Raw genomic sequence first — 18521 nt, forward strand, 5'->3', positions numbered from 1 at the left:
GGAACCAACGGTCTCTTGAGTGGAACGTAAGAGACCGACGGTCTTCTGTCAAGGGACCGACGGTCTCTAACGTCGGCTAGAGTGGAGCCGTGACATTTCAGCGGGCGCGTAGCGAGGAGCAGCGTGAGATTCGCCGCCGCGCGATCCTGGATGCGGCCACGGCGATGCTCGACGAGATGCCAGTGGCCGAGCTGAGTCTGAACGAGCTCAGCCGGCGTGTGGGTCTGGCGAAGTCGAACGTGCTGCGATATTTCGAGTCGCGTGAGGCGGTGCTGCTGGAGCTGCTGGACGACTTCCTGCAGAGCTGGCTCGCCGAGCTGGAGAATGAGCTCGCTGCGGGCATCGAGCGGGGCGCGGCGCCGGAGACGCGGGCCACCCAGCTGGCCGAGATCCTCAGCCGGTCGCTCGCGAGTCGTCCTGTGCTGTGCGATCTCTTCGGCGCACAGGGCGGCGTCCTTGAGCACAACGTCTCGGTCGAGGTGGTCAAGCAGCACAAGCGGGCTTCGCTCGCGAGGCTCGAGACCATGTCCGCGCTCGTTCGCCGGCATCTACCGGAGCTGGCCGACGACGCGCAGCTCTTCTGCCTCATGTGCCTGGTCTCGGCGGGTGCCCTGTCGTCGTATGTCCCACCGCCGGCCAGCCTGCTCGCGGCCTACGCGGAGGAGCCCGCCCTCGCCGTCCTCCACCTGGAGCTGCGCGAGGCTCTGCGGATCTCCTTCACCTCGGCGCTGCTGGGTGTCCTGCCACGCGGTTGACGTTCGGCGGCGCCGGTACGACGGCCTACACGAGGGTCGGAGCGCGGTCGGCCGCCGCGTCGCGCAGCAGGACGGCGTCCTGGCTGGGCGGCAGGCCGAACTGGCGTCGGTACTCACGGCTGAACTGTGACGGGCTGTCGTACCCGACCCGCAGTCCCACGCCCGTCACGTCGCCGGGTCGCGTGGCGAGCAGCAGCCGTGCCTCCTGGAGCCGGATCTGCTTCTGGAACTGGATGGGGCTCATCGCCGTGACGGCCTGGAAGTTGCGGTAGAACGCCGAGACGCTCATGCCCGACAGTGCTGCGACGTCCTGGACGCGGAAGGGCTGCGCGTAGTGCTCGCGGATCCAGCGGACGGCCCGGGCGACGTGGGCGAGCCCGCTGTCGGCCAGGCCGAGCTGACGCACGGTGGCGCCCTGTTCCCCGGTGATCAGTCGCCAGAGGATCTCGCGCTTGACGAGCGGCGCCAGGACCGCCGCGTCGCGGGGGTTGTCCAGGAGCCGCAGCAGTCGCACGACGGCGTCGACCAGGGGTGCGGGGGCGTCGCTGACCACCATGCCGGGAGCGGCCGCGGCGCCGGCCGGCGGGAGGTCGCCGGGTGCGGCCTGCAGCAGGATCTCCGCGATCAGCGCCGGCCGCAGGACGAGCCCGAAGCCGAGCGCGGGTTCGTCGGGGCGGGCCCTCGTGAAGAGCCCGGTCACCGGCAGGTCGACGGACGCCACCAGGTACTGCCCGGGACCGTACTCGTACATCCGGTCGCCGAGCGCTATCCGCTTCGAGCCCTGGGCGATCAGCGCCATGACCACGCCCGACATGGACGGTGCGGGCGGCGCGGTGTTGTGGACCGCCGAGACCAGGACGTCGTCGAGCGCCGTCGCGCTGTTGTCGCGCCGCGCGTGCCGGGCGAGCAGGGCGCGTAGCTCTCCGAGGTCCACACCGTCCATGGCTCGATCATGGCACATTCACGATGCTCGCGGTGACGAGAGGATCGTGCAAGCGCTCGGGACGATCGGTCTGTCGGCGGCGAGTGCCCGCACGGTGTGATGGACGCACAGCACACGGGCTCCTCGGAGCCCCCGTACCGAGGAGACCCGCATGACCGTCCGCCACGGATTCCAGGCCACCATGACCGCGCAGCCCGGCAAGGGCGACGCCCTGGTCGACCTGCTGCTGAGCGCCCCGTCGCTGTCCCGCGACGACTGCCCTGTCTTCCTGATCAGCCGTTCGGCGGGCAACGCCGACGTCGTGCACGTCACCGAGGGCTGGACCTCGAAGGAGGCGCACGCCGCGTTCTTCGCGAGCGCAGAGGCGCAGGCCCTCGTCGCCGAGCTGCAACAGCTGCTGGCGGGGGAGTCCGAGTACACCGACCAGGTGCCCGTCGGCGGCAAGGCCGAGCTCTGAGGCGCATGCCCCAGCCGAGCAGCCGAGCCCGCCGACGACCCCGAACCCTTGCCGAGAGGAACATGCCATGACGAGTACCCGTCCCGAGATCGATCCCGAGCTGCGTCCGCTGCTCGACCTCCTGCCCGCCACGACCCTGAGCGCCAGCACTCTGCCGCAGGTGCGCGACCTCGCCGCGCCCACGGCGGAGAGCGTCGAGAGCCTCCTCACCGCCGGTCGGACCGTCGGCCGGCGTGACGTCGGTGTCACCACACCGGACGGGATCCCGGTCCCGCTCACCGTCCTGAGCCCACCGGGCCTGGACCGCTCGAACCCGGTGCCCTGCGTCTACTGGGTGCACGGCGGCGGGATGGTGATGGGGGACCGGTTCTCGAACATCGACATCCCGCTGGAGTGGCTCGACCAGCTCGGCGTCGTGGTGGTGACGGTGGACTACCGGCTGGCGCCGGAGGCGACCGGCGCGACTCTGGTCGAGGACTGCTATCGGGGGCTGACCTGGGTCGCCGAGCATGCCGCCGACCTGGGTGTGGACCCCGCCCGGCTCGTCGTGGCAGGGACCAGCGCGGGCGGTGGCCTCGCCGCGGGCGTCACCCTGCTCGCGCGGGATCGCGGGGAGCCGGCCGTCGCCGCGCAGGTGCTGGTCTGCCCCATGCTCGACCATCGCAACGACACCGGGTCGAGCCACGAGTTCGCCGACGGCCCCGCCACGTGGAGCCGGGCCATGAACGCGTTCGGCTGGCGGGCCGTGCTGGGCGAGGGGCCCGCGCCGGAGGTGTCACCGTACGTGTCGCCGGCTCGGGCCGACGACCTGTCCGGCCTGCCGCCGACCTACGTCGACGTCGGTTCGGCCGAGGTGTTCCGGGACGAGGACGTCACCTACGCGAGCCGCATCTGGGCGGCCGGAGGTCAGGCGGAGCTGCACGTGTGGGCCGGCGGCTTCCATGGATTCGACGCGCTCGTGCCCGGGGCGCGGGTCTCGACGGCGGCGCGGCGGACACGGACCGACTGGCTCGGCCGGGTGCTGGGGACGGCGCCGGGAACCGTGCTGGGCAACGCGCTGGGAACAAGGAGTGCCTCATGACTGCACGGCAGGCGCGCTGGGGCACGGTCGTCCTCACAGGCGCCACGAGTGGGATCGGCGAGGCGACGGCGCGGCGGCTCGCCGGCCTGGCCGACCACCTGATCGTGCAGGGCCCGGAGTCGGAGGACGAGGTCGCCGACGTCCTGGCGGGGATCCGCGCGTCCGGCACCGCGCACGTCCGGTACCTCTCGGTCGACTTCACGAGCCTCACGGCCGTCGCCGAGGCCGCCCGTGCCGTCCGCGGGGCGGTGTCGACCATCGACCTGCTGATCAACGACGCCGGCGTACCCGGGGCTCCGGAGCGGCAGGTCACGACGGACGGGTTCGAGCGGACGCTGCAGGTCAACGCCCTCGCGCCCGCGCTACTCACGCGCCTGCTGGCCCCCTCCCTCGCGGAGGGTGCGCGCATCGTCAACGTCGGGTCGTCGGCACACCGTGTCGCCGATCCCGACCTCGCCGACCCCGACCTGGAGTACGGGTACACGCCGGTCGCCGCGTACTCGCGGGCGAAGCTGGCGATGGTGACCTGGTCCTCGCTCCTGGCCAAGGAGTTCGGCACCGAGCCGGTCACGGTCGTCGCGCTGTGTCCAGGCCTGAACGACACGCCGCTCAGCACGGCCATGGCGGGACCGACCGGGGGCCCGCCGACGGCGGGCGCGGAACGCGTGCTGTTCGCAGCCGCTGCTGACGTCCCCTCCGGCTCCTACCTGGAGGGTGACCGGGTGGTCCCGACCAGCGCGGCGTCACGCGATCCCGGCAACCGCAGGCGGCTCGCGGAGCTGTACCTGGAGCGGCTGCCGAGGTTCGCGTCCTACCGGCCGGGAGGGGCGCCCGGGCCGACCTCGTGACCCGCGGCAGGGACGATCCCCGCCGGCGTCCAGCGCACCCGGGTGAGGTCGGGGACGACGACATCGCATCCCAGCTCGACCGCCACGTCGCCGATCCCGAACACAGCACCGACACCCGCCGCTCGCGCCGAGCGGATGCCGTTGGCGCTGTCCTCGAGCACGACACACTCCGCGGAGGGCACCCCGAGGAGCTCCGCCGCACGGAGATAGGGGTCGGGCGCGGGCTTGCCCGCCGTGACGTCCTCGGCCGCCACGAGCACGTCGGGCAGCGGGATCCCGGCCGCGGCCAGGCGGGCGACCGCCAGGGCCCGCGAGGCCGAGGTGACGACCGCCCTCAGGTGTCCCGGGACCGAGGCGACGAAGTCGCTCGCCCCCTTGATCGCCACGGTCTGGTCGGCCGTGTCGAGCTCCAGGGCATCGATCTCGGCCGTCGCAGGATCGACCTCGTCGGCGGGCAGGAACCGGGCCACCGTCTCCCGCGACCGGCGCCCGTGCACGCCGGTCAGGACGGCACGAGGGTCGAGCCGGTGACGGACAGCCCACTCGCGCCAGGCCGCCTCGCCCGCGGCCGTGGAGTCCACCAGCACGCCGTCGTTGTCGAACAGGACGGCTGCGGCAGGCACGACCGGACGCATCGGAGACCCCCAGGGAGACGGCGGAACAACGGCAGATCGCCCCGAGCCTACGGGTACGCCGGCAGGTCGGACATTGATCGGCTGTCCGTTCCGCTGCCTGTCCGGGACCGAGGGCCGGCATCGGTCTCGCCGGCCGACCGGGCGTTGGAACTGCGCTGCGCAGGGCTGCCGGACGGTGTCGATCAGGCCACGGGGACGTATCACTCCTCCTGGCGCCTTGCCTCGTCGATGACGTCACGGATGTTGTCGACGAACACGACCGGCATGCCGTCGTACTCGAGCGATGTGTCGTCAATCCAGTCGAGCACGGCGGCGAGCGCTCGGGCCATTGCCGGCGCATGCATTCCGATGACCCGCTGGGCTGCCGGGCTGCCGTCGAAATCGAACAGCTCGGGGTCGTCGAGGTCGGCCTGGACCACATCGATCCAGTCGCGGTGATCGCTGTCGGTCATGCTGCCGATCCTTCCATCCGCGCCCGAGCTGCGCGCTTGGCGGCCCGGGTGAATGCGTCACCGAACGGTACCCATGACGGCCAGGACGTGCTCCTGCTGCTCTCGGGTGGTTCGCGCATCGTGAGCGTTTCGTGCGATCCCTCCATGGCACTCGGCTCAGGCGTTGAGCCCGTCGCTCCCGGGATGCTCGTGGCCCTCTCCGGTGGGGACGGGATCGTCGCTCACGACGAGGGTGCGCAGGATGGTCTCGGCGATCCGGCGTCGCGAGATGTTGCGGCGCAGGGACGCCGATTCCAGGACGTGCCTCGCCGTGTGCTCGGGGCAGTCGTTCGCCTGCATGATGGCGCCGATGGCGTGCTCGGTCACCACCAGGTCGGACATGCGCCGGTAGTGTCCCGAGGTGCCGTCGTCGAGCTCCGCGCGCGCCAGGCACAGGCGGACCATGTCCGCGCCGATCCGGGCGTAACCGCCGGCCGTGGCCTGCTGTTCGGCTGTCCAGCGCGCGGGTGTCCCGGAGTAGAGGTTCACCGCCACGGCGATGCTCTCGTCCAGGCTCGCCGGCACGGCGAGGGCGGAGACGAAGCCCTCACGGGCGGCCTGGCGACGCCAGGCCTTCCAGCCCTGCCCGTCGGTGACCGACGGCACCACGCACGTGACCTGGGTGTCCATGGCGTCGATGCACGGACCGTCGTCGGCGAGGGACTCGGCCTGGTCGCACCGGGCGGCCGCGTCGGAGCTGCTCCCCGCACGTACGGTCACCCCGAGCTGGCGCACGGTGATGCTGACGTCGATCCCCGGGGCGAGCGTGGAGGCTGCCCGGAGGGCCAGCTCACGTGGGAATGCCGAGATGGACATGACACCTGACTTCGTCGCCGTCGTCCTTCCACGGTACGCGCACGGCCCCGCGGGGCGGTTCCACAGCCTGGAGTGCGGGAGGGAAACCGGGGGTGGTGAAAAAGGCCCGATACGGCCTATATGTCGCTATCGTCTCTGTCGTCTGGGAAATCTCGCCCTGGCCCTTGGCGGAAGAGGACGATGACGGATCCGAACGTGACTGTGGCGGCGCGCGGCTCGGGCCCGGTGCTGGCCGGGGCGGCCTCCGGCGCGTACCGGATGCGCCTGTACGACCCCGAGACGGTCCCGGTGCTGGGCGACGTGCTCTCGGCGCGCGACATCGACGCGGCGTGGTCCGGCCTGCGGCAGGAGTGGGGCGAGGCCCTTCCCGTCGACCTCGGGACGGGCACGCGGGCCTGGCTGGTGAGCGGGTACCAGACCATCGTCATGCTCGCCCGGGACTCCGGCATGGTCACGACCGACACCGGCGTCTGGAACGGAGAGGCCGGGTCCTTGCCCGCCCCGCTGCGGTCGTTGTTCCGGCCCCGGGTCGGGCAGCGGGTGGAGACGGCGTCCGGGCCGGTCCACGCCCGGCTGCGCGGACCCCTGGACGAGATGCTCGAGGCCGTCGACGCGGCCGAGGTCGGCCGGGTCACCCGGGCGGCGTGCGACGAGGTGCTCGGCGAGCTCGGCGGCGGGGCCGACCGGGAGGTCGATCTGATGCGCCACTACGTGGTTCCGGTGACGCGTCTCGCCTTCGGCACCGTCCTCGGGCTGGACCCCGTCACCGGTCGCCAGGTGTTCGAGATCGCCGACGACCTCGCCGCGGGAGAGGTCGATGCCGCGAGCGTCGACGAGCTGAGCTTCGTGCTCGGCGGGCAGGTCATGGGACGCGACGCCCACGGTGCCCCGACGCCGTCCGGCCTGCTCGCGCAGCATGCCGCCTACGAGGGCACCGACGAGGCGGTGGCGGGGATGCTCTCGGTGGTGACCGGGGCGAGCCTGGGCATGCAGGCGTGGCTGGGGCAGGCGTTGCTGCTCGCCCTGAGCGACCAGCAGTTCGCCCGGCGGCTGGCCGGCGGCCGGCTCGGGACCGACGAGGCGCTGGACGAGGTCCTGTGGGACGCCTCGCCGGTGACCGTCCTGGCGCCCCGGTTCGCCGTCAAGGAGGGGCACCTGTTCGGCGACGGCGCCTACGTCGAGCCCGGGGACGCCGTGCTCCTGGCCGTCGGCGCGGCGGCCTCGGACCCGAGCGTGCGGGGCGACGACACCTGGGACGGGCTCGGCAACCGGGCCCACCTGGCCTGGGGCGCGGGCGCCCACCGGTGCCCCGCACCCCGGCAGGCCCGGCTCATCGTGCGCACCGCCGTCGAGACCCTCCTGCGCCAGGTCGAGCCCGTGCTCACGACCGGCGCCGACCAGATCCGCTGGGCGCCCGACTTCCGCTTCCGCCGCCCCGCGGCGCTCCCGGTCACGCTGCGCCCCACCGGCCTGGCCGATTGACCCGAGCACGTCCCCATCGAGCACATCTACATTCATCCCCGGAGGATCAGTGAGTCGCACTTCCCGCACGACCCGCGTGCTGAACACCGTGCTGGCCCCGGTCGTCAAGGGCTACCAGGACCCGGACGCGTCCTGGGCCAGGACAGTCGCGCAGGTCGAGAAGGAGGCCGGAACGGCGGACCCCCGGTTCGCCGCCGAGCTCGCGGTGGTCGTGCGGGCGGCGGCCGAGATGCCCCGGCTGTCACCGCTGGGCTGGTACCTCATCACCGCCGACGTCAAGGCCCGGTACGTCAACCGGCTGCGGATCGACCGCCTGCTGGCCGAGCATCCGCGGATCGCGGAGGAGGAGATCACGGCTCCGGTGATCGTGTGCGGGCTGCCGCGCACCGCCACGACGCTGGCCCACCGGGTCCTGTCCGCCTCGCCCGACCACCGCGCCCCGCTGCTGTGGGAGATGCAGAACACCGGACTGGACGACCCGCGGTCCGCCCGGAAGCTGATCAAGCAGCTCCAGCAGGGCGCGGCCATGATGGAGAAGTTCGCGCCCGACATCCCGCACATCCACCCGATCAACATCGACAAGCCCGAGGAGTCGATGTTCATCCTGCCGCACGGCAGCCACTGGCCGATCCTGCACGGCCTCATGCCCGCCTACACCGAGTGGGCGGCCGAGCGGGACGTGACCGGGGACTACGAGTACCTCAAGCGGGCGCTGCAGGTGCTGCAGCACGGCCGGCCGGCCAAGCGGTGGGTCCTGAAGTACCCGGCGCACCTGGAGGACATGGACGTCATCCGGAAGGTGTTCCCGGACGCGACGTTCGTGTGGACCCACCGCGACCCGGTCACGGTCATCGGGTCGTTCTGCAGCCTGGTGGAGACCTTCTGGGGGATGTACCAGCACGACACCGACCGCACGGAGATCGGGCGGTTCGCCCTGGACCACCTGTTCACGCAGGTCGAGCGGGGCCTGGAGCTGCGCCGGAGCCTGCCCCCGGCCTCCATCGTGGACGTGCCGTACCACAAGCTGTCCGCCGACCCCTTCACCGAGGTGCCGCGCCTGTACGCCGCGATCGGGGCCACCTGGACCACCCGCGACCAGGAGAACCTGGCCGACGTGATCGCCAAGCCCAAGGGCACCCCCTCGCACCGGTACGACCTGTCCCACTACCTCGACCCCGCCGAGGTCGAGCAGACCTTCGCCCCGTACAACCGGCTGCTGGACCGCCTCGACATGCGCGACGCCGAGGCGGCCGTCGAGCTCTGACCGTCCGGTACGCCGGCCGAACCCGGACCGATGAGTTCGGCCGGCGTCCGCCGTCAGCCAGGCCCGGAATGGTCCGTCACCGACCTGGTCGCGCACGTGGGCCAGACCCAGCACTGGACCGCGGAGATCATCGAGCGGCGCGTCACCGACCCCGCGGAGCTGCCCACGGACGTGCCGGACCTCCCGGCCGATCCGGGCGAGTGGACCCGGTGGCTGGCGGAGTCCTCGGTGCGGGTCGCGTCCGCGTTCTCCGACGACGCGCTCGACGCGGAGGTCTTCAACGCCGCGGGGGACGAGCGGTCCGGGGCGCGGTTCTGGTTGATCAACGAGGTCAACGAGTCGGTCGTGCACGCGTTCGACGGCGCCGGTGCGGCCGGCGGGCCGCACCGGGTCGACATCGACGCCGGCGTGGCGGCCGAGTTGATCGGCCACCACCTCGCGATGCTCACCTCGCCCACGTGGGAGGCGATGCGGCCCGAGTCCGCACACGCCATCCAGGGCACCGGGCAGGTGCTCCAGCTCCAGGCCACCGACACCGCGGACGGCGACGGCGCGTGGTTCGTCGAGCGGCGGCCGGACGGCGCGGTCTGGCAGCACGGGAGCCAGCCGGCCGACGTGACGGTGACGGGACCGGCGGGGGCGCTGCTGCTCACACTGACCCGGCGGCTCCCGCTCGGGGCGGGCAGCCGGGCCTACGCGGGATCGGCCAGACGCCGCGCCGCGGCGACGACGTTCTCCCGACGCTACGCCGGCTCGGGAGGCGAGCCGTCGGCCCGTGCCGCGCTGAGCTCGTCCGCCCGGCGCAGCACGTCGAGCTGGGCCGAGCTGTACAGCGCCCGCAGGGCCTGGCCCACCGCGTTCCGCGCGGCCTCGGCCTGGCGCGGCGTCGTGGCCCGGGGCTCCATGGTCACCGACCGGTTGGCGCCGACGAACGGGGCCATCCGCTCGGCGAGCGCCTGCCGCGTGGCGTCGTCCGCGTCCGCGGGCAGGTCGCGGAAGGCCTCGTCGACCTCCTCGTGGGGGTTGGCCCGCAGGAGCTCGCTCAGTGCGTCCATCGACTCCGGCGTGAAGAGCTGGGCGTAGATCGTCAGGAGCGCACGGTCGTTGTCGCGCAGCCGGCGCGCGACGCCGTGGAACGCGGTGGGGACGTCGGGTGTCGCGCCCGGCTGGGCGAGCGTGGCCAGCTCCTGCCGGATGCCCTGGATCCGTTCGACGGTCGCCGCGAGCTCGGCGTCGATCTCCTGGAACACCGACGGGTGCCCGTCGCCCGCCGTCCCCAGGTCCGCGACCTGCGCCAGCGACAGGCCGAGGCCGGTGAGCCGCTTGATCTGCAGGAGCCGGGTCAGGTGGCGCACCTCGTAGCGCTTGTTGTAGCCGTTGGGCTCGCGCTCGGGCTCCGCCAGCAGGCCGATCTCGTGGTAGTAGCGCACGGCCTTCACCGTCGTGCCCGACAGCTCGGCGACCTCACGCGTGCTCCAGCTCATCGTGTGCTCCCGCTCATCGTGCCCGGCGCTCCCGCGCCCAGACCAGGACGACCATGGCGACGTTGACCGCGGCGAGGATCAGGAGGGACGGGTCGCCGGTGTCGGTGGAGCGGTCGATGGTGTAGCCCTCGCCGTCCGCCATCAGGGTGTTGACGCTGGAGAACAGCACGTTGTTGGCGACGTGGAAAGCGGCCGGCGCCTCGATGCCGCGGCTGATGATCGCCATCAGGCCCGTGGCGGCGCCGATGAACGTGTAGTAGCCGAACAGCCAGGGGTCGCTGGAGCCGTGGACGACCGCGAAGGCCAGGCTGGAGACCACGAGGCCGACGGCGAGCGCCGGGCGCACCGCGCGCACCCAGGACGCGGCGGCGGGCAGGACGGCGCTGCGGTACATGAGCTCCTCGCCCACGGACTGGAGCGGGGTGCTGACGAGCGTGATCACCAGCATGAGGACCGTGGTCCCGGAGACGCCGAACGCGACCCAGCCCGGGGACTCGGGGGCGACCAGCGCCACGACGCCGATCCCGGCCCCGACCAGCACGGCGGCGCCGAGCAGGTACTGCGCCAGACGCCGGACGTCGAACGCCCGGGGGAAGCTGAGGAGGCTGCGCCACGGCGCCCGGGCCAGCCGGGCCAGCAGCAGGACCGCCAGGACGCCCGACAATGCCACGCTCAGGTTGATCGCGAGGAGCTTGAGCGGCGTGAAGGTGGGAGACATCGGGTCGTCGCTGCCCTCGATGACGCCGACGACCTGGTAGAAGGCGACCTGGAGGGCGACCATCGCCAGCGCCGGCACGACGAGGACGAGCAGCGGCTTCCACCAGCTCATCCGCAGGTGGGCGCCGAACGGCCGGGAGCTGTCGACGCCGGGTTCTGAGGTGCGCACGATCAACGATCTTTCTCTCGGAGGCGGACCGGAGCGGTCCACCTCCGAGTGGACACTGTGCCCGAGGGGCAGAGGCAAGCAGGTGGTCACGGGGCGGGCGCGCCGCAGGCGTCGGAGGGCTGCTCGTCCGCCGACGGTTCCGGGGTGGCGGACGGCGTCGGGTGCGCCGGCGAGCACTCGCGAGGGTTGGTGCTCGGGGCGAGCGCCGGGGGCTGGGTCGGTCCGGTCTGCGCGGGTGCCGGCGACGCGGGCGGCGTCGTCCCGGGCACCGTCTCGCCGGGACCGGACCACAGCGCGGCCGCGCCCACGCCCGCGCCGCACAGCAGCGCCACCGAGGCGGCCAGGGCCCAGACGGCCGCCCGGCGGCGGGGGTGCGTGGGCCGCTGCCCGGACCGGATGATCTCCACCCGGGGCTCGGCATCCCCGTCCAGCGGATCCGGCTCCGCGCCCGGTGCGCCGTGGCTTGTCACGGCGTGGACGCGGACCAGGTCCAGCTCGTCGTCGACCTGGTCCAGCGCCCGGCGGGCACGTGCCAGGGGGTCGCCCTGCGCTCTCTTCAGCGCTCTCATCTCAGTCCTCCTGGCCTTCGGTCACGGTGCGGTAGGCGGCCCGGAGCCGCCGTCGGGCCCGGTACACGCGGGTGGCGGCGGTCGTCGCCGTGCAGCCGAGCACGCGGGCGAGCTCCGTGGTGCTGAGCTCTGCGGCCGCCAGCAGCTCGACCACCTCGCGGTCGGCCGGGCGCAGGAGCGCCAGGGCGCGGTGCAGCAGGTCGAGCTCGTCGACCAGTCGCGCGTCGTCCTGGCCGGGCGGCGCGGGATGCCGCATCGCCCGGTCCGCGAGCGCGGCCCGCCGCCGGTTGGCGCGGACCTGGTTGGCCAGCACCCGCCGGGCGATGGCGAGCAGCCAGGTGCGCGGCTCGTCGGGAACCTCGCCCTTGCGCCAGGCGATGAGGAACACCTCGGCCACGACGTCCTCCGCCTCCGCGGCGCTCAGCCGCGTGCGCGCGTAACGGTGCACGGCGCGCGCGTGCTCGTCGACCAGTGCCTCGGTCTGCTCCGGTGTCAGCGTGCCCCGTGCGAGGTCGCGCGGCTCGGCGTGAGTGGACAGTGTGGGTCTCCAGTGGCGGTGCGATGGCGGGCGCGGGTCTGCACAAGGGTCGGTGTCCGGCAACACCCCCGTCGTCACAGTCTGCCGGTGTGGACCACGCCACACCCCGGGACGGTGACGGGATGCGCCCCGGCGCACACTGACCGCTGCGTGACTCTCAACCCGAAAACTCACGTCCCATCGACCCCCGCCACGGCCCCTCGCCGTCGCGGCACCTGGAGCTCCGTCGTCCGTGGCGTCACCGCCGCGGGCGGGGCGCTCGCCGTCGCGCTGCTGGCCACGGCCTGCACGCAGGCCAGCGCCGCCGTCCCGGACGAGCCGTCGGCCGTGCCGTCGGTCGCCGCCGACACCGAGCCCGCGGAGGCGGCACCGGCACCGGCCCCCGCCGACGAGGGGGAGCCGTCGCCCGTCCCGGCCGCCCCGAGCGAGTCCGGGCCCTCCGACGAGGGCGGGCCCACGCCTGCCCCGGCCGCGCCGGCCGCTCCGGCCGAGACCGAACCGACCGACGAGGGCGAGCCGCGGCCCGTCCCGACGGTCCCGGGCGAGCCCGAGCAGGGCCTCGTCGTCACCGGCTGACCCGTACCGGACGTCCGTCCCCGGACGGGCGGGGGCGGTGTGCGAGGCGAACCTCGTACCCGCCCCCGCCCGTCCCGGGCGCCGGGCGGCCCGGCCTCACCGGACGGCCTGGAGCACACCGCTGATGATGAGCGCGGTCAGCGTGGTCCAGCCGACGATCGCGACGGCCTGCCAGACGAGGATGCGGGCCTTGCCGACGCCGGACGCGGCGAGCATGGTCGCGGTGAAGTGGGTCGGCAGCAGCAGCGGGCCGAGCAGGCTCACGCCGGGAACGCCGTAGCGCTCGTAGGCGCGCTGGAACTTGGCCCGGCGGGCGGTACTGCGGTCGTTCTCGCGGACCTCCGACGCCGTCCGCAGGGTGGTGCCGCCGCCGACCGTCACGGCGTCGCGGGCCTGGACCTTCGCGCGGTGGCGGGTCACGACGGCGTTGCGGGCCCCGGTGCTGAGCAGCACGAGCACGGCGACGGTCAGGAAGTTGCCGATCATCGCGGCCACGGCGGCGACGACCGGCGGGATGCCGCCCAGGATGCCGATGGCCACCCCACCCTCGCCCTCGATGAAGGGGATGGCTCCGGCGAGCGCGACGATCAGCGGCTGCAGAAGCTCGGGCACCTGCCCGATCAGGTTCTGGAGGGTGTCGACGAGGTCCATGGGGTGCTCCTGTCAGTACGGCCGCCGGGGTGTCTCCTCGACGCTGACCCCAGTCCACCGCGCGGGCGCGTCCCTCAGAAGTGCCGGGCTGTCACCAGCTCCCGGGGCGTTGTGCACACCCGGTCCATGACATCTGTCATGCCTGGCGCAGGTCGGCGAGCGCCGTGACGACCCGGGTCGGGTCCTCCGGTCCCGGCGCCGGGAGGGCGCACACCGACGGTCAGCCGATGCCGATCGAGCCGACCGCGATGCCGACCACGAGCATGACCAGCGCCACCACGACGGCCCGCCACAGGACCTTCTTGTGGTGGTCGCCCAGGTTGACCCCCGCGAGCGAGATCAGCAGCAGGATGGCGGGCACCAGCGGGCTCTGCATGTGCACCACCTGGCCCGTGATGGACGCGCGGGCCATGTCGACGGGGTCGATGCCGAAGGCCGCGGCGCTCTCCGCGAGGACCGGGAGGATGCCGAAGTAGAAGGCGTCGTTCGAGAGGAAGAAGGTCATCGGGATGCTCAGCAGCCCCGTGATCACCGCCGAGAACGCGCCGAGCTGGTCGGGGATGCTGCCCGACACCCACGCGGCCATGGCGTCGACCATGCCCGTGCCCTCCAGGACGCCGATCAGGACGCCGGCGGCGAGCACCATCGAGACCACCCCGACGATCGACGGGGCGTGCGCCACGATGCGCTGTGCCTGGTCGGAGACCCGCGGGAAGTTCGCGATGATCGCGATGGCGCTCCCGGCCATGAACACGTAGGCCAGCGGCAGCACGTCGGCCACCAGCAGCACCATCACGGCGGCCGTGAGCACGAGGTTGAACCAGAACATCCTCGGCCGCAGGGTGGAGCGCTGCGGGTCGAGCATGCTGTCGGCCATGGCGGTGTCGTCCGGCCGCACGAGCGTCTGGACGGCGGCGGTCGAGACGGGCCGGACGCGGGTCGCGGTTCCACCGCCGCGCGGGCCGACCGTCCTGGTGGCAGTGCCGCCGGCCGGGCCCACGGACCAGGCCGCGCCCTCCCCGGGCAGGTCGATCGTGCCGAGACGGCGCCGCTCCAGCAGCCCGAGGTGCCACGAGAACGCGAAGATCACGACGAGCCCGGCCACCAAGGACGGCACCATCGGCACGAACACCTCGCTCGGCGACAGGTCGAGGGCCGCCGCGGCGCGGGCGGTCGGGCCGCCCCAGGGCAGGATGTTCATGGCGCCGTTCGCCAGGCCCGCCACGCAGGTGAGTACCACGGGGCTCAGGCCGAGCCGCAGGTAGATCGGCAGCATGGCGCTCGTCACCACGATGAAGGTGGTGGAGCCGTCGCCGTCGAGCGAGATCACCGCCGCCAGCAGGGCGGTCCCCACGACGACCTTCACCGGGTCGTGGCCCACCACCCGCAGGATGACGCGCACGAGCGGGTCGAACAGCCCCACGTCGATCATCAGGCCGAAGTAGATGATGGCGAACATCAGCAGGGCGGCGGTGGGGGCGAGGCCACCGATGGCGTCCAGCGCCATGTCGCCGATCCCGAGGCCGGCGCCGGCGAAGAGCCCGAAGACCGTGGGGACGATGATCAGCGCGAGGACCGGGGTCATGCGCTTGGTCATGATCAGCACCATGAAGGTGGCGACCATTCCGAATCCGAGCAGGACGAGCACGGGAGACTCCTTCGTCTGGCCGGCTGGGGGCGGCAGGTGCGATAACCCGGTCACCCTAGGAACGGGTAGGCCCCCACCGCGCGCTACTGCGCGTTCTGGCGGAATACCGCACAGAACTCGTTGTGCGCATTCTGCTCACGCCGCTGCCGGGGCCTTCCGCGTGGTAAGCATGCGAGCATGGCGACGACGTTCACCACCCAGGTCAACCGGTCGATCGTGGCCGCGATGATCGTGGTGTCGCTCCTCACGCTCGGGCTGTTCGCCCTCACCGGGTTCAACCGGCTCGTGCAGCAGACCCAGGAGTCCGCGCTGCGCATCGCGCAGACCGTGGCGCAGACCCCCGGCGTGCGGGCCGGCGCCGAGGAGGAGTCGGGGCGGCAGCCGCCGTCGACCGACGCCGAGCTCGTGGCCGGCACCCTCGACGACTACGCCCGCGAGGTCGAGGACCGCACCGGCGCCCTGTTCGTGGTCATCACCGACGACACGGGGCGGCGCCTCGCGCACCCCCGCCCCGACGAGATCGGCGACCCGGTGTCCACCAGCCCCGACGCCGCGCTGCGGGGCGAGGAGACGGTGAGCTGGGAGCGCGGCACCCTCGGCGTCTCGGCGCGGGCCAAGGTCCCCGTGTACGGGCTCGACCGCCCCGGCACCGTGGTGGGGGAGGTGAGCGTCGGGCTCCCGCCCACCGAGGTGTGGTCCACCGTCCTGGCCGACGCCGTCCCGGTGGTGCTCTCGACGGCGCTCGCGCTCGGCGTCGGCGGGCTGCTCGCCCGCTTCATCACGCGCAGGCTGCGCGAGCGCACGCTCGGGCTCCAGCCCGAGGAGCTGCTCGAGCTGGTGCACGACCAGCAGGCCGTGCTCCAGGGGGTCGACGACGGGGTGGTCGGGCTGTCGGGCGACGACGTCGTCACGGTGTGCAACGACCGCGCCGTCGCCCTGCTGGGCCTGGACCACCCCGTGGGACGCCGGGTCGAGGAGGCGATCGGGCACGCCGGCGTCCTCGCGCGGATCGAGGGCGCCCGGGCGGCCGCGACGACGACGGAGACGGCGGACGGCGGCCCCGCCGCCGGACCCGACGCGCCGCCGGACCCGCCCCTCGTCGTGGACGGGCGGCTCGTCTACGTCGACGTGCACGAGGTGCGACGCGAGGGCCGGCTGCTCGGGCGCGTGGTGATCGTGCGGGACGTGACGGCTGTCGAGGACCTGTCCCGTCGCCTCACTGCCGTCGGCACCCTGGCCGGAGCGCTCCGGGAGCAGCGGCACGAGTTCGCCAACCGTATCCACGTGGTGACGGGGCTGGTGCGGGCCGGCGACACGGCCGAGGCCCTCGACTACCTCGGCCGCATCGGCGAGCACGGCCCGGTGCGCTTCCCGATCGACGACGCGGGCCTCGTCCGGGAGCCCTACCTGCAGGCCTTCCTCGGGGCCAAGGCGCTCGAGGCCGAGCGCCAGGGCGTGACGTTGCGCGTCGGGCCCGACGCCGACGTCAGCGGGTCGCTGCTGCACCCCGAGGACGTCACCACCGTGCTCGGCAACCTCGTGGACAACGGCATCGCGGCGGCCGTGGCCTCGGAGCGCACCCCGCGCTGGGTCGAGGTGGAGGCGCTCCGGCACGGCGACGAGCTCCACCTCTCCGTCATGGACTCCGGGGACGGCGCGGCGGCCGACCCGTTCACGCCGGAGGCGCTGCCGACCAGGGTTCCCGGCCCGGGGGAGACCGGCGTGGGCGAGACCGGGGCGGGGGAGGAGGCCGGCGCCGCCGGGGCCGCCCACGGGCACGGCATCGGGCTGCGCCTGTCGGCCGAGGTGGCGCGTCGGCACGGCGGCGAGCTGCGGCTCGCGATGGGCCGCACCGAGCGGCACGGCGCGGTCTTCGTGGCCCGCCTGGAGCGTCAGTTCGAACAGGAGGACGGCCGATGAGCACGACGAAGGACAACGGCTCCGCGGTGCGGTTCCGCGTCGTCGTGGTCGACGACGACTTCCACGTGGCCCGGCTGCACACACGCATCGTGGAGTCGGTCGAGGGCTTCGGGGTGGTCGCGACCGCGGGCACGGCGGCGCAGGCGGCCGCGGTGATCGACGCCGAGGACCCGGACCTCGTGCTGGCCGACATCTACCTGCCCGACGGCTCCGGGCTCGACGTCGTCGCCCGGCGGGACGTCGACGCCATCGTGCTCTCGGCCGCCGTCGCCACCGCCGCAGTGCGCAAGGCCCTCCAGCGCGGAGCGTTCGGCTACCTCATCAAACCCTTCGCCGACGACGACCTCACCGAGCTGCTCCGCGCGTACGGCCGCTACCGCAACCTGGTCGACTCGCAGGCGGAGCTCGACCAGGAGGCGGTCGACCGCGCCCGCCGGGTGCTCCACGGCGCGGGTGCCCGGGACGGCGCCTCCCGCCGCTCACCCACGGAGACCGCGGTGCTGGGGGCGCTCGCCGAGGCCGGGTCGGCGCTGTCGGCGCCCATGGTCGCCGACCGGGTGGGGGTCTCGCGGGCGACGGCCCAGCGCTACCTCTCGGCGCTCGCCCATCAGGGGCACCTCGTGGTCGAGCTGCGGTACGGCTCGACGGGCCGCCCGGAGCACCGCTACCGGACGGCGGGGCGCGACTAGGCCGGGTGCGGCGCGACGGCCCCGGGGCGCCGCACGGGCCTAGGGTGCGAGTGACGGAGTAGCGTGACGAGAGTTGCGGTGGGCACCCCGAGGGCTCGCCCGTCCCGCCCCACCGCCTTGTGAGGAGCCGCAGATGGAAGGGAAGATCGAGGAAGTGCTCGACGGGGGCGACATGCCACCGGTCGGCCGCTACCTGCTCGACCTGGTCACGGAGAAGTGGTCGTGGTCCGACGAGGTGTACAAGATGCACGGGTTCGAGCCCGGCGAGGTGGTGCCCACCACGGGGCTCATGCTCTCCCACAAGCATCCTGACGACCTGGGGCAGACCGACGGCGTGCTCAAGCAGGCGGCCGAGTCCGGTGAGACGTTCAGCTCGGTGCACCGGATCATCGACGCCAAGGGCGCCACCCGCGTCCTGGTGATCACCGGACAGGGCCGGCGCGACGCGAGCACCGGCCAGGTCGCCGAGCTGTACGGGTACTTCATCGACGTGACGGGTTCCCACCGGGCGGCGGCCGCGCGGGAGGCCACCCTCTCGATCAAGGCGTCCGCGGAGCGCCGGGCGGTGATCGACCAGGCCCGGGGGATGCTGATGATGGTCTACTCCGTCGACCACGACATGGCGTTCCAGCTGCTGCGGCGGGTGTCCAACGACACGAACGTCCCCGTGCGCGACATCGCGGACGCGATGGTCGAGTTCGTGTCGTCGTCCGTGCCGGCCACCGCGGAGAACCGCGCCCGGGTCGACGAGTTCCTGAGGTCCTTCAGCCCGTCCTGAGACGGCCGGC

20 protein-coding genes and 1 pseudogene are annotated in these 18521 nt (G+C 73.2%); 11 read left to right on the forward strand and 10 right to left on the reverse strand.

Annotation, left to right across the window (positions count from 1 at the left end):
• Positions 1 to 89 precede the first annotated feature (89 nt).
• Positions 90 to 755 (forward strand): TetR family transcriptional regulator, encoded by a 666-nt coding sequence (locus ACH45N_RS11855; RefSeq protein ID WP_397393972.1) that lies wholly within the window; start codon positions 90 to 92, stop codon positions 753 to 755.
• 25 nt (positions 756 to 780) lie between these two features.
• Here the strand turns inward: ACH45N_RS11855 and ACH45N_RS11860 are convergent, their stop codons facing one another.
• Complete coding sequence (locus tag ACH45N_RS11860) at positions 781 to 1698, reverse strand: AraC family transcriptional regulator N-terminal domain-containing protein (protein ID WP_397393974.1); 918 nt, start codon at positions 1696 to 1698, stop codon at positions 781 to 783.
• 151 nt (positions 1699 to 1849) lie between these two features.
• On the opposite strand from ACH45N_RS11860, the gene ACH45N_RS11865 reads away from it, so the two are divergent.
• The 3 genes from ACH45N_RS11865 to ACH45N_RS11875 all read left to right on the forward strand — a co-directional run bounded on the left by ACH45N_RS11865 (position 1850) and on the right by ACH45N_RS11875 (position 4084).
• Positions 1850 to 2155 carry a putative quinol monooxygenase gene (locus tag ACH45N_RS11865; protein WP_397393976.1) on the forward strand — a complete coding sequence of 102 codons (306 nt, stop codon included), beginning with the start codon at positions 1850 to 1852 and terminating at the stop codon, positions 2153 to 2155.
• Between the two features lie 67 nt (positions 2156 to 2222).
• Positions 2223 to 3236, forward strand: coding sequence for an alpha/beta hydrolase (locus ACH45N_RS11870; RefSeq protein WP_397393978.1), 1014 nt, complete (start codon positions 2223 to 2225; stop codon positions 3234 to 3236).
• The gene (locus ACH45N_RS11875; RefSeq protein WP_397393980.1) at positions 3233 to 4084 is read left to right on the forward strand and encodes an SDR family NAD(P)-dependent oxidoreductase; all 852 of its coding nucleotides are present in this window, start codon (positions 3233 to 3235) and stop codon (positions 4082 to 4084) included. Before ACH45N_RS11870 ends, ACH45N_RS11875 begins: the two co-directional genes overlap by 4 nt.
• On the opposite strand, the gene ACH45N_RS11880 is transcribed toward ACH45N_RS11875, so the two are convergent.
• From ACH45N_RS11880 to ACH45N_RS11890, 3 genes are all read right to left on the reverse strand, one after another.
• The gene (locus tag ACH45N_RS11880) at positions 4048 to 4707 is read right to left on the reverse strand and encodes an HAD-IA family hydrolase (RefSeq protein ID WP_397393982.1); all 660 of its coding nucleotides are present in this window, start codon (positions 4705 to 4707) and stop codon (positions 4048 to 4050) included. The two genes, ACH45N_RS11875 and ACH45N_RS11880, sit on opposite strands and share 37 nt — an antisense overlap.
• 212 nt (positions 4708 to 4919) lie before the next feature.
• Entirely contained in the window at positions 4920 to 5171 is a 252-nt protein-coding gene (locus tag ACH45N_RS11885; RefSeq protein WP_397393984.1) for a hypothetical protein, read from the reverse strand.
• A gap of 156 nt (positions 5172 to 5327) precedes the next feature.
• Entirely contained in the window at positions 5328 to 6026 is a 699-nt protein-coding gene (locus ACH45N_RS11890) for an ANTAR domain-containing protein (protein ID WP_397393986.1), read from the reverse strand.
• A gap of 180 nt (positions 6027 to 6206) precedes the next feature.
• Here ACH45N_RS11890 and ACH45N_RS11895 point away from each other — a divergent pair, with 180 nt between their 5' ends.
• The 3 genes and pseudogenes from ACH45N_RS11895 to ACH45N_RS11905 form a co-directional block, all read left to right on the forward strand.
• A complete protein-coding gene (locus ACH45N_RS11895) occupies positions 6207 to 7508 on the forward strand; it encodes a hypothetical protein (protein WP_397393988.1) in 1302 nt (433 codons plus the stop codon).
• A gap of 49 nt (positions 7509 to 7557) precedes the next feature.
• Complete coding sequence (locus tag ACH45N_RS11900; protein ID WP_397393990.1) at positions 7558 to 8772, forward strand: sulfotransferase family protein; 1215 nt, start codon at positions 7558 to 7560, stop codon at positions 8770 to 8772.
• 30 nt (positions 8773 to 8802) lie between these two features.
• Positions 8803 to 9072: pseudogene (locus ACH45N_RS11905) on the forward strand (maleylpyruvate isomerase N-terminal domain-containing protein); the annotation flags it as partial.
• Between the two features lie 443 nt (positions 9073 to 9515).
• Here ACH45N_RS11905 and ACH45N_RS11910 read toward each other — a convergent pair.
• The 4 genes from ACH45N_RS11910 to ACH45N_RS11925 all read right to left on the reverse strand — a co-directional run bounded on the left by ACH45N_RS11910 (position 9516) and on the right by ACH45N_RS11925 (position 12423).
• Positions 9516 to 10256, reverse strand: coding sequence for a MerR family transcriptional regulator (locus tag ACH45N_RS11910; RefSeq protein WP_397393992.1), 741 nt, complete (start codon positions 10254 to 10256; stop codon positions 9516 to 9518).
• 13 nt (positions 10257 to 10269) lie between these two features.
• Positions 10270 to 11142, reverse strand: coding sequence for a CPBP family intramembrane glutamic endopeptidase (locus tag ACH45N_RS11915; RefSeq protein WP_397393994.1), 873 nt, complete (start codon positions 11140 to 11142; stop codon positions 10270 to 10272).
• Between the two features lie 86 nt (positions 11143 to 11228).
• Positions 11229 to 11711 (reverse strand): hypothetical protein, encoded by a 483-nt coding sequence (locus ACH45N_RS11920; protein WP_397393996.1) that lies wholly within the window; start codon positions 11709 to 11711, stop codon positions 11229 to 11231.
• A gap of 1 nt (position 11712) precedes the next feature.
• On the reverse strand, positions 11713 to 12423 hold the full coding sequence (locus ACH45N_RS11925; RefSeq protein WP_397393998.1) for an RNA polymerase sigma factor: 711 nt from the start codon (positions 12421 to 12423) through the stop codon (positions 11713 to 11715).
• Here ACH45N_RS11925 and ACH45N_RS11930 point away from each other — a divergent pair.
• Positions 12400 to 12825, forward strand: a complete 426-nt coding sequence (locus ACH45N_RS11930; RefSeq protein ID WP_397394000.1) for a hypothetical protein — start codon at positions 12400 to 12402, stop codon at positions 12823 to 12825. The genes ACH45N_RS11925 and ACH45N_RS11930 overlap by 24 nt on opposite strands.
• 96 nt (positions 12826 to 12921) lie before the next feature.
• On the opposite strand, the gene ACH45N_RS11935 is transcribed toward ACH45N_RS11930, so the two are convergent.
• Both ACH45N_RS11935 and ACH45N_RS11940 read right to left on the reverse strand, forming a co-directional pair.
• Positions 12922 to 13476, reverse strand: a complete 555-nt coding sequence (locus tag ACH45N_RS11935; protein ID WP_397394002.1) for a small multidrug efflux protein — start codon at positions 13474 to 13476, stop codon at positions 12922 to 12924.
• Between the two features lie 220 nt (positions 13477 to 13696).
• Entirely contained in the window at positions 13697 to 15100 is a 1404-nt protein-coding gene (locus ACH45N_RS11940) for a CitMHS family transporter (RefSeq protein ID WP_397397433.1), read from the reverse strand.
• A 201-nt stretch (positions 15101 to 15301) separates the two neighbouring features.
• Here ACH45N_RS11940 and ACH45N_RS11945 point away from each other — a divergent pair, with 201 nt between their 5' ends.
• The 3 genes from ACH45N_RS11945 to ACH45N_RS11955 all read left to right on the forward strand — a co-directional run bounded on the left by ACH45N_RS11945 (position 15302) and on the right by ACH45N_RS11955 (position 18511).
• On the forward strand, positions 15302 to 17044 hold the full coding sequence (locus tag ACH45N_RS11945) for an ATP-binding protein (protein WP_397394004.1): 1743 nt from the start codon (positions 15302 to 15304) through the stop codon (positions 17042 to 17044).
• On the forward strand, positions 17041 to 17733 hold the full coding sequence (locus ACH45N_RS11950; RefSeq protein WP_397394006.1) for a response regulator: 693 nt from the start codon (positions 17041 to 17043) through the stop codon (positions 17731 to 17733). The genes ACH45N_RS11945 and ACH45N_RS11950 overlap by 4 nt, the downstream gene beginning before the upstream one ends.
• Positions 17734 to 17866: 133 nt before the next feature.
• Complete coding sequence (locus ACH45N_RS11955) at positions 17867 to 18511, forward strand: PAS and ANTAR domain-containing protein (protein WP_397394008.1); 645 nt, start codon at positions 17867 to 17869, stop codon at positions 18509 to 18511.
• Positions 18512 to 18521: the final 10 nt, after the last annotated feature.

This window comes from Promicromonospora sp. NPDC019610 (genome assembly GCF_044389365.1).
Classification (GTDB): Bacteria; Actinomycetota; Actinomycetes; order Actinomycetales; family Cellulomonadaceae; genus Promicromonospora.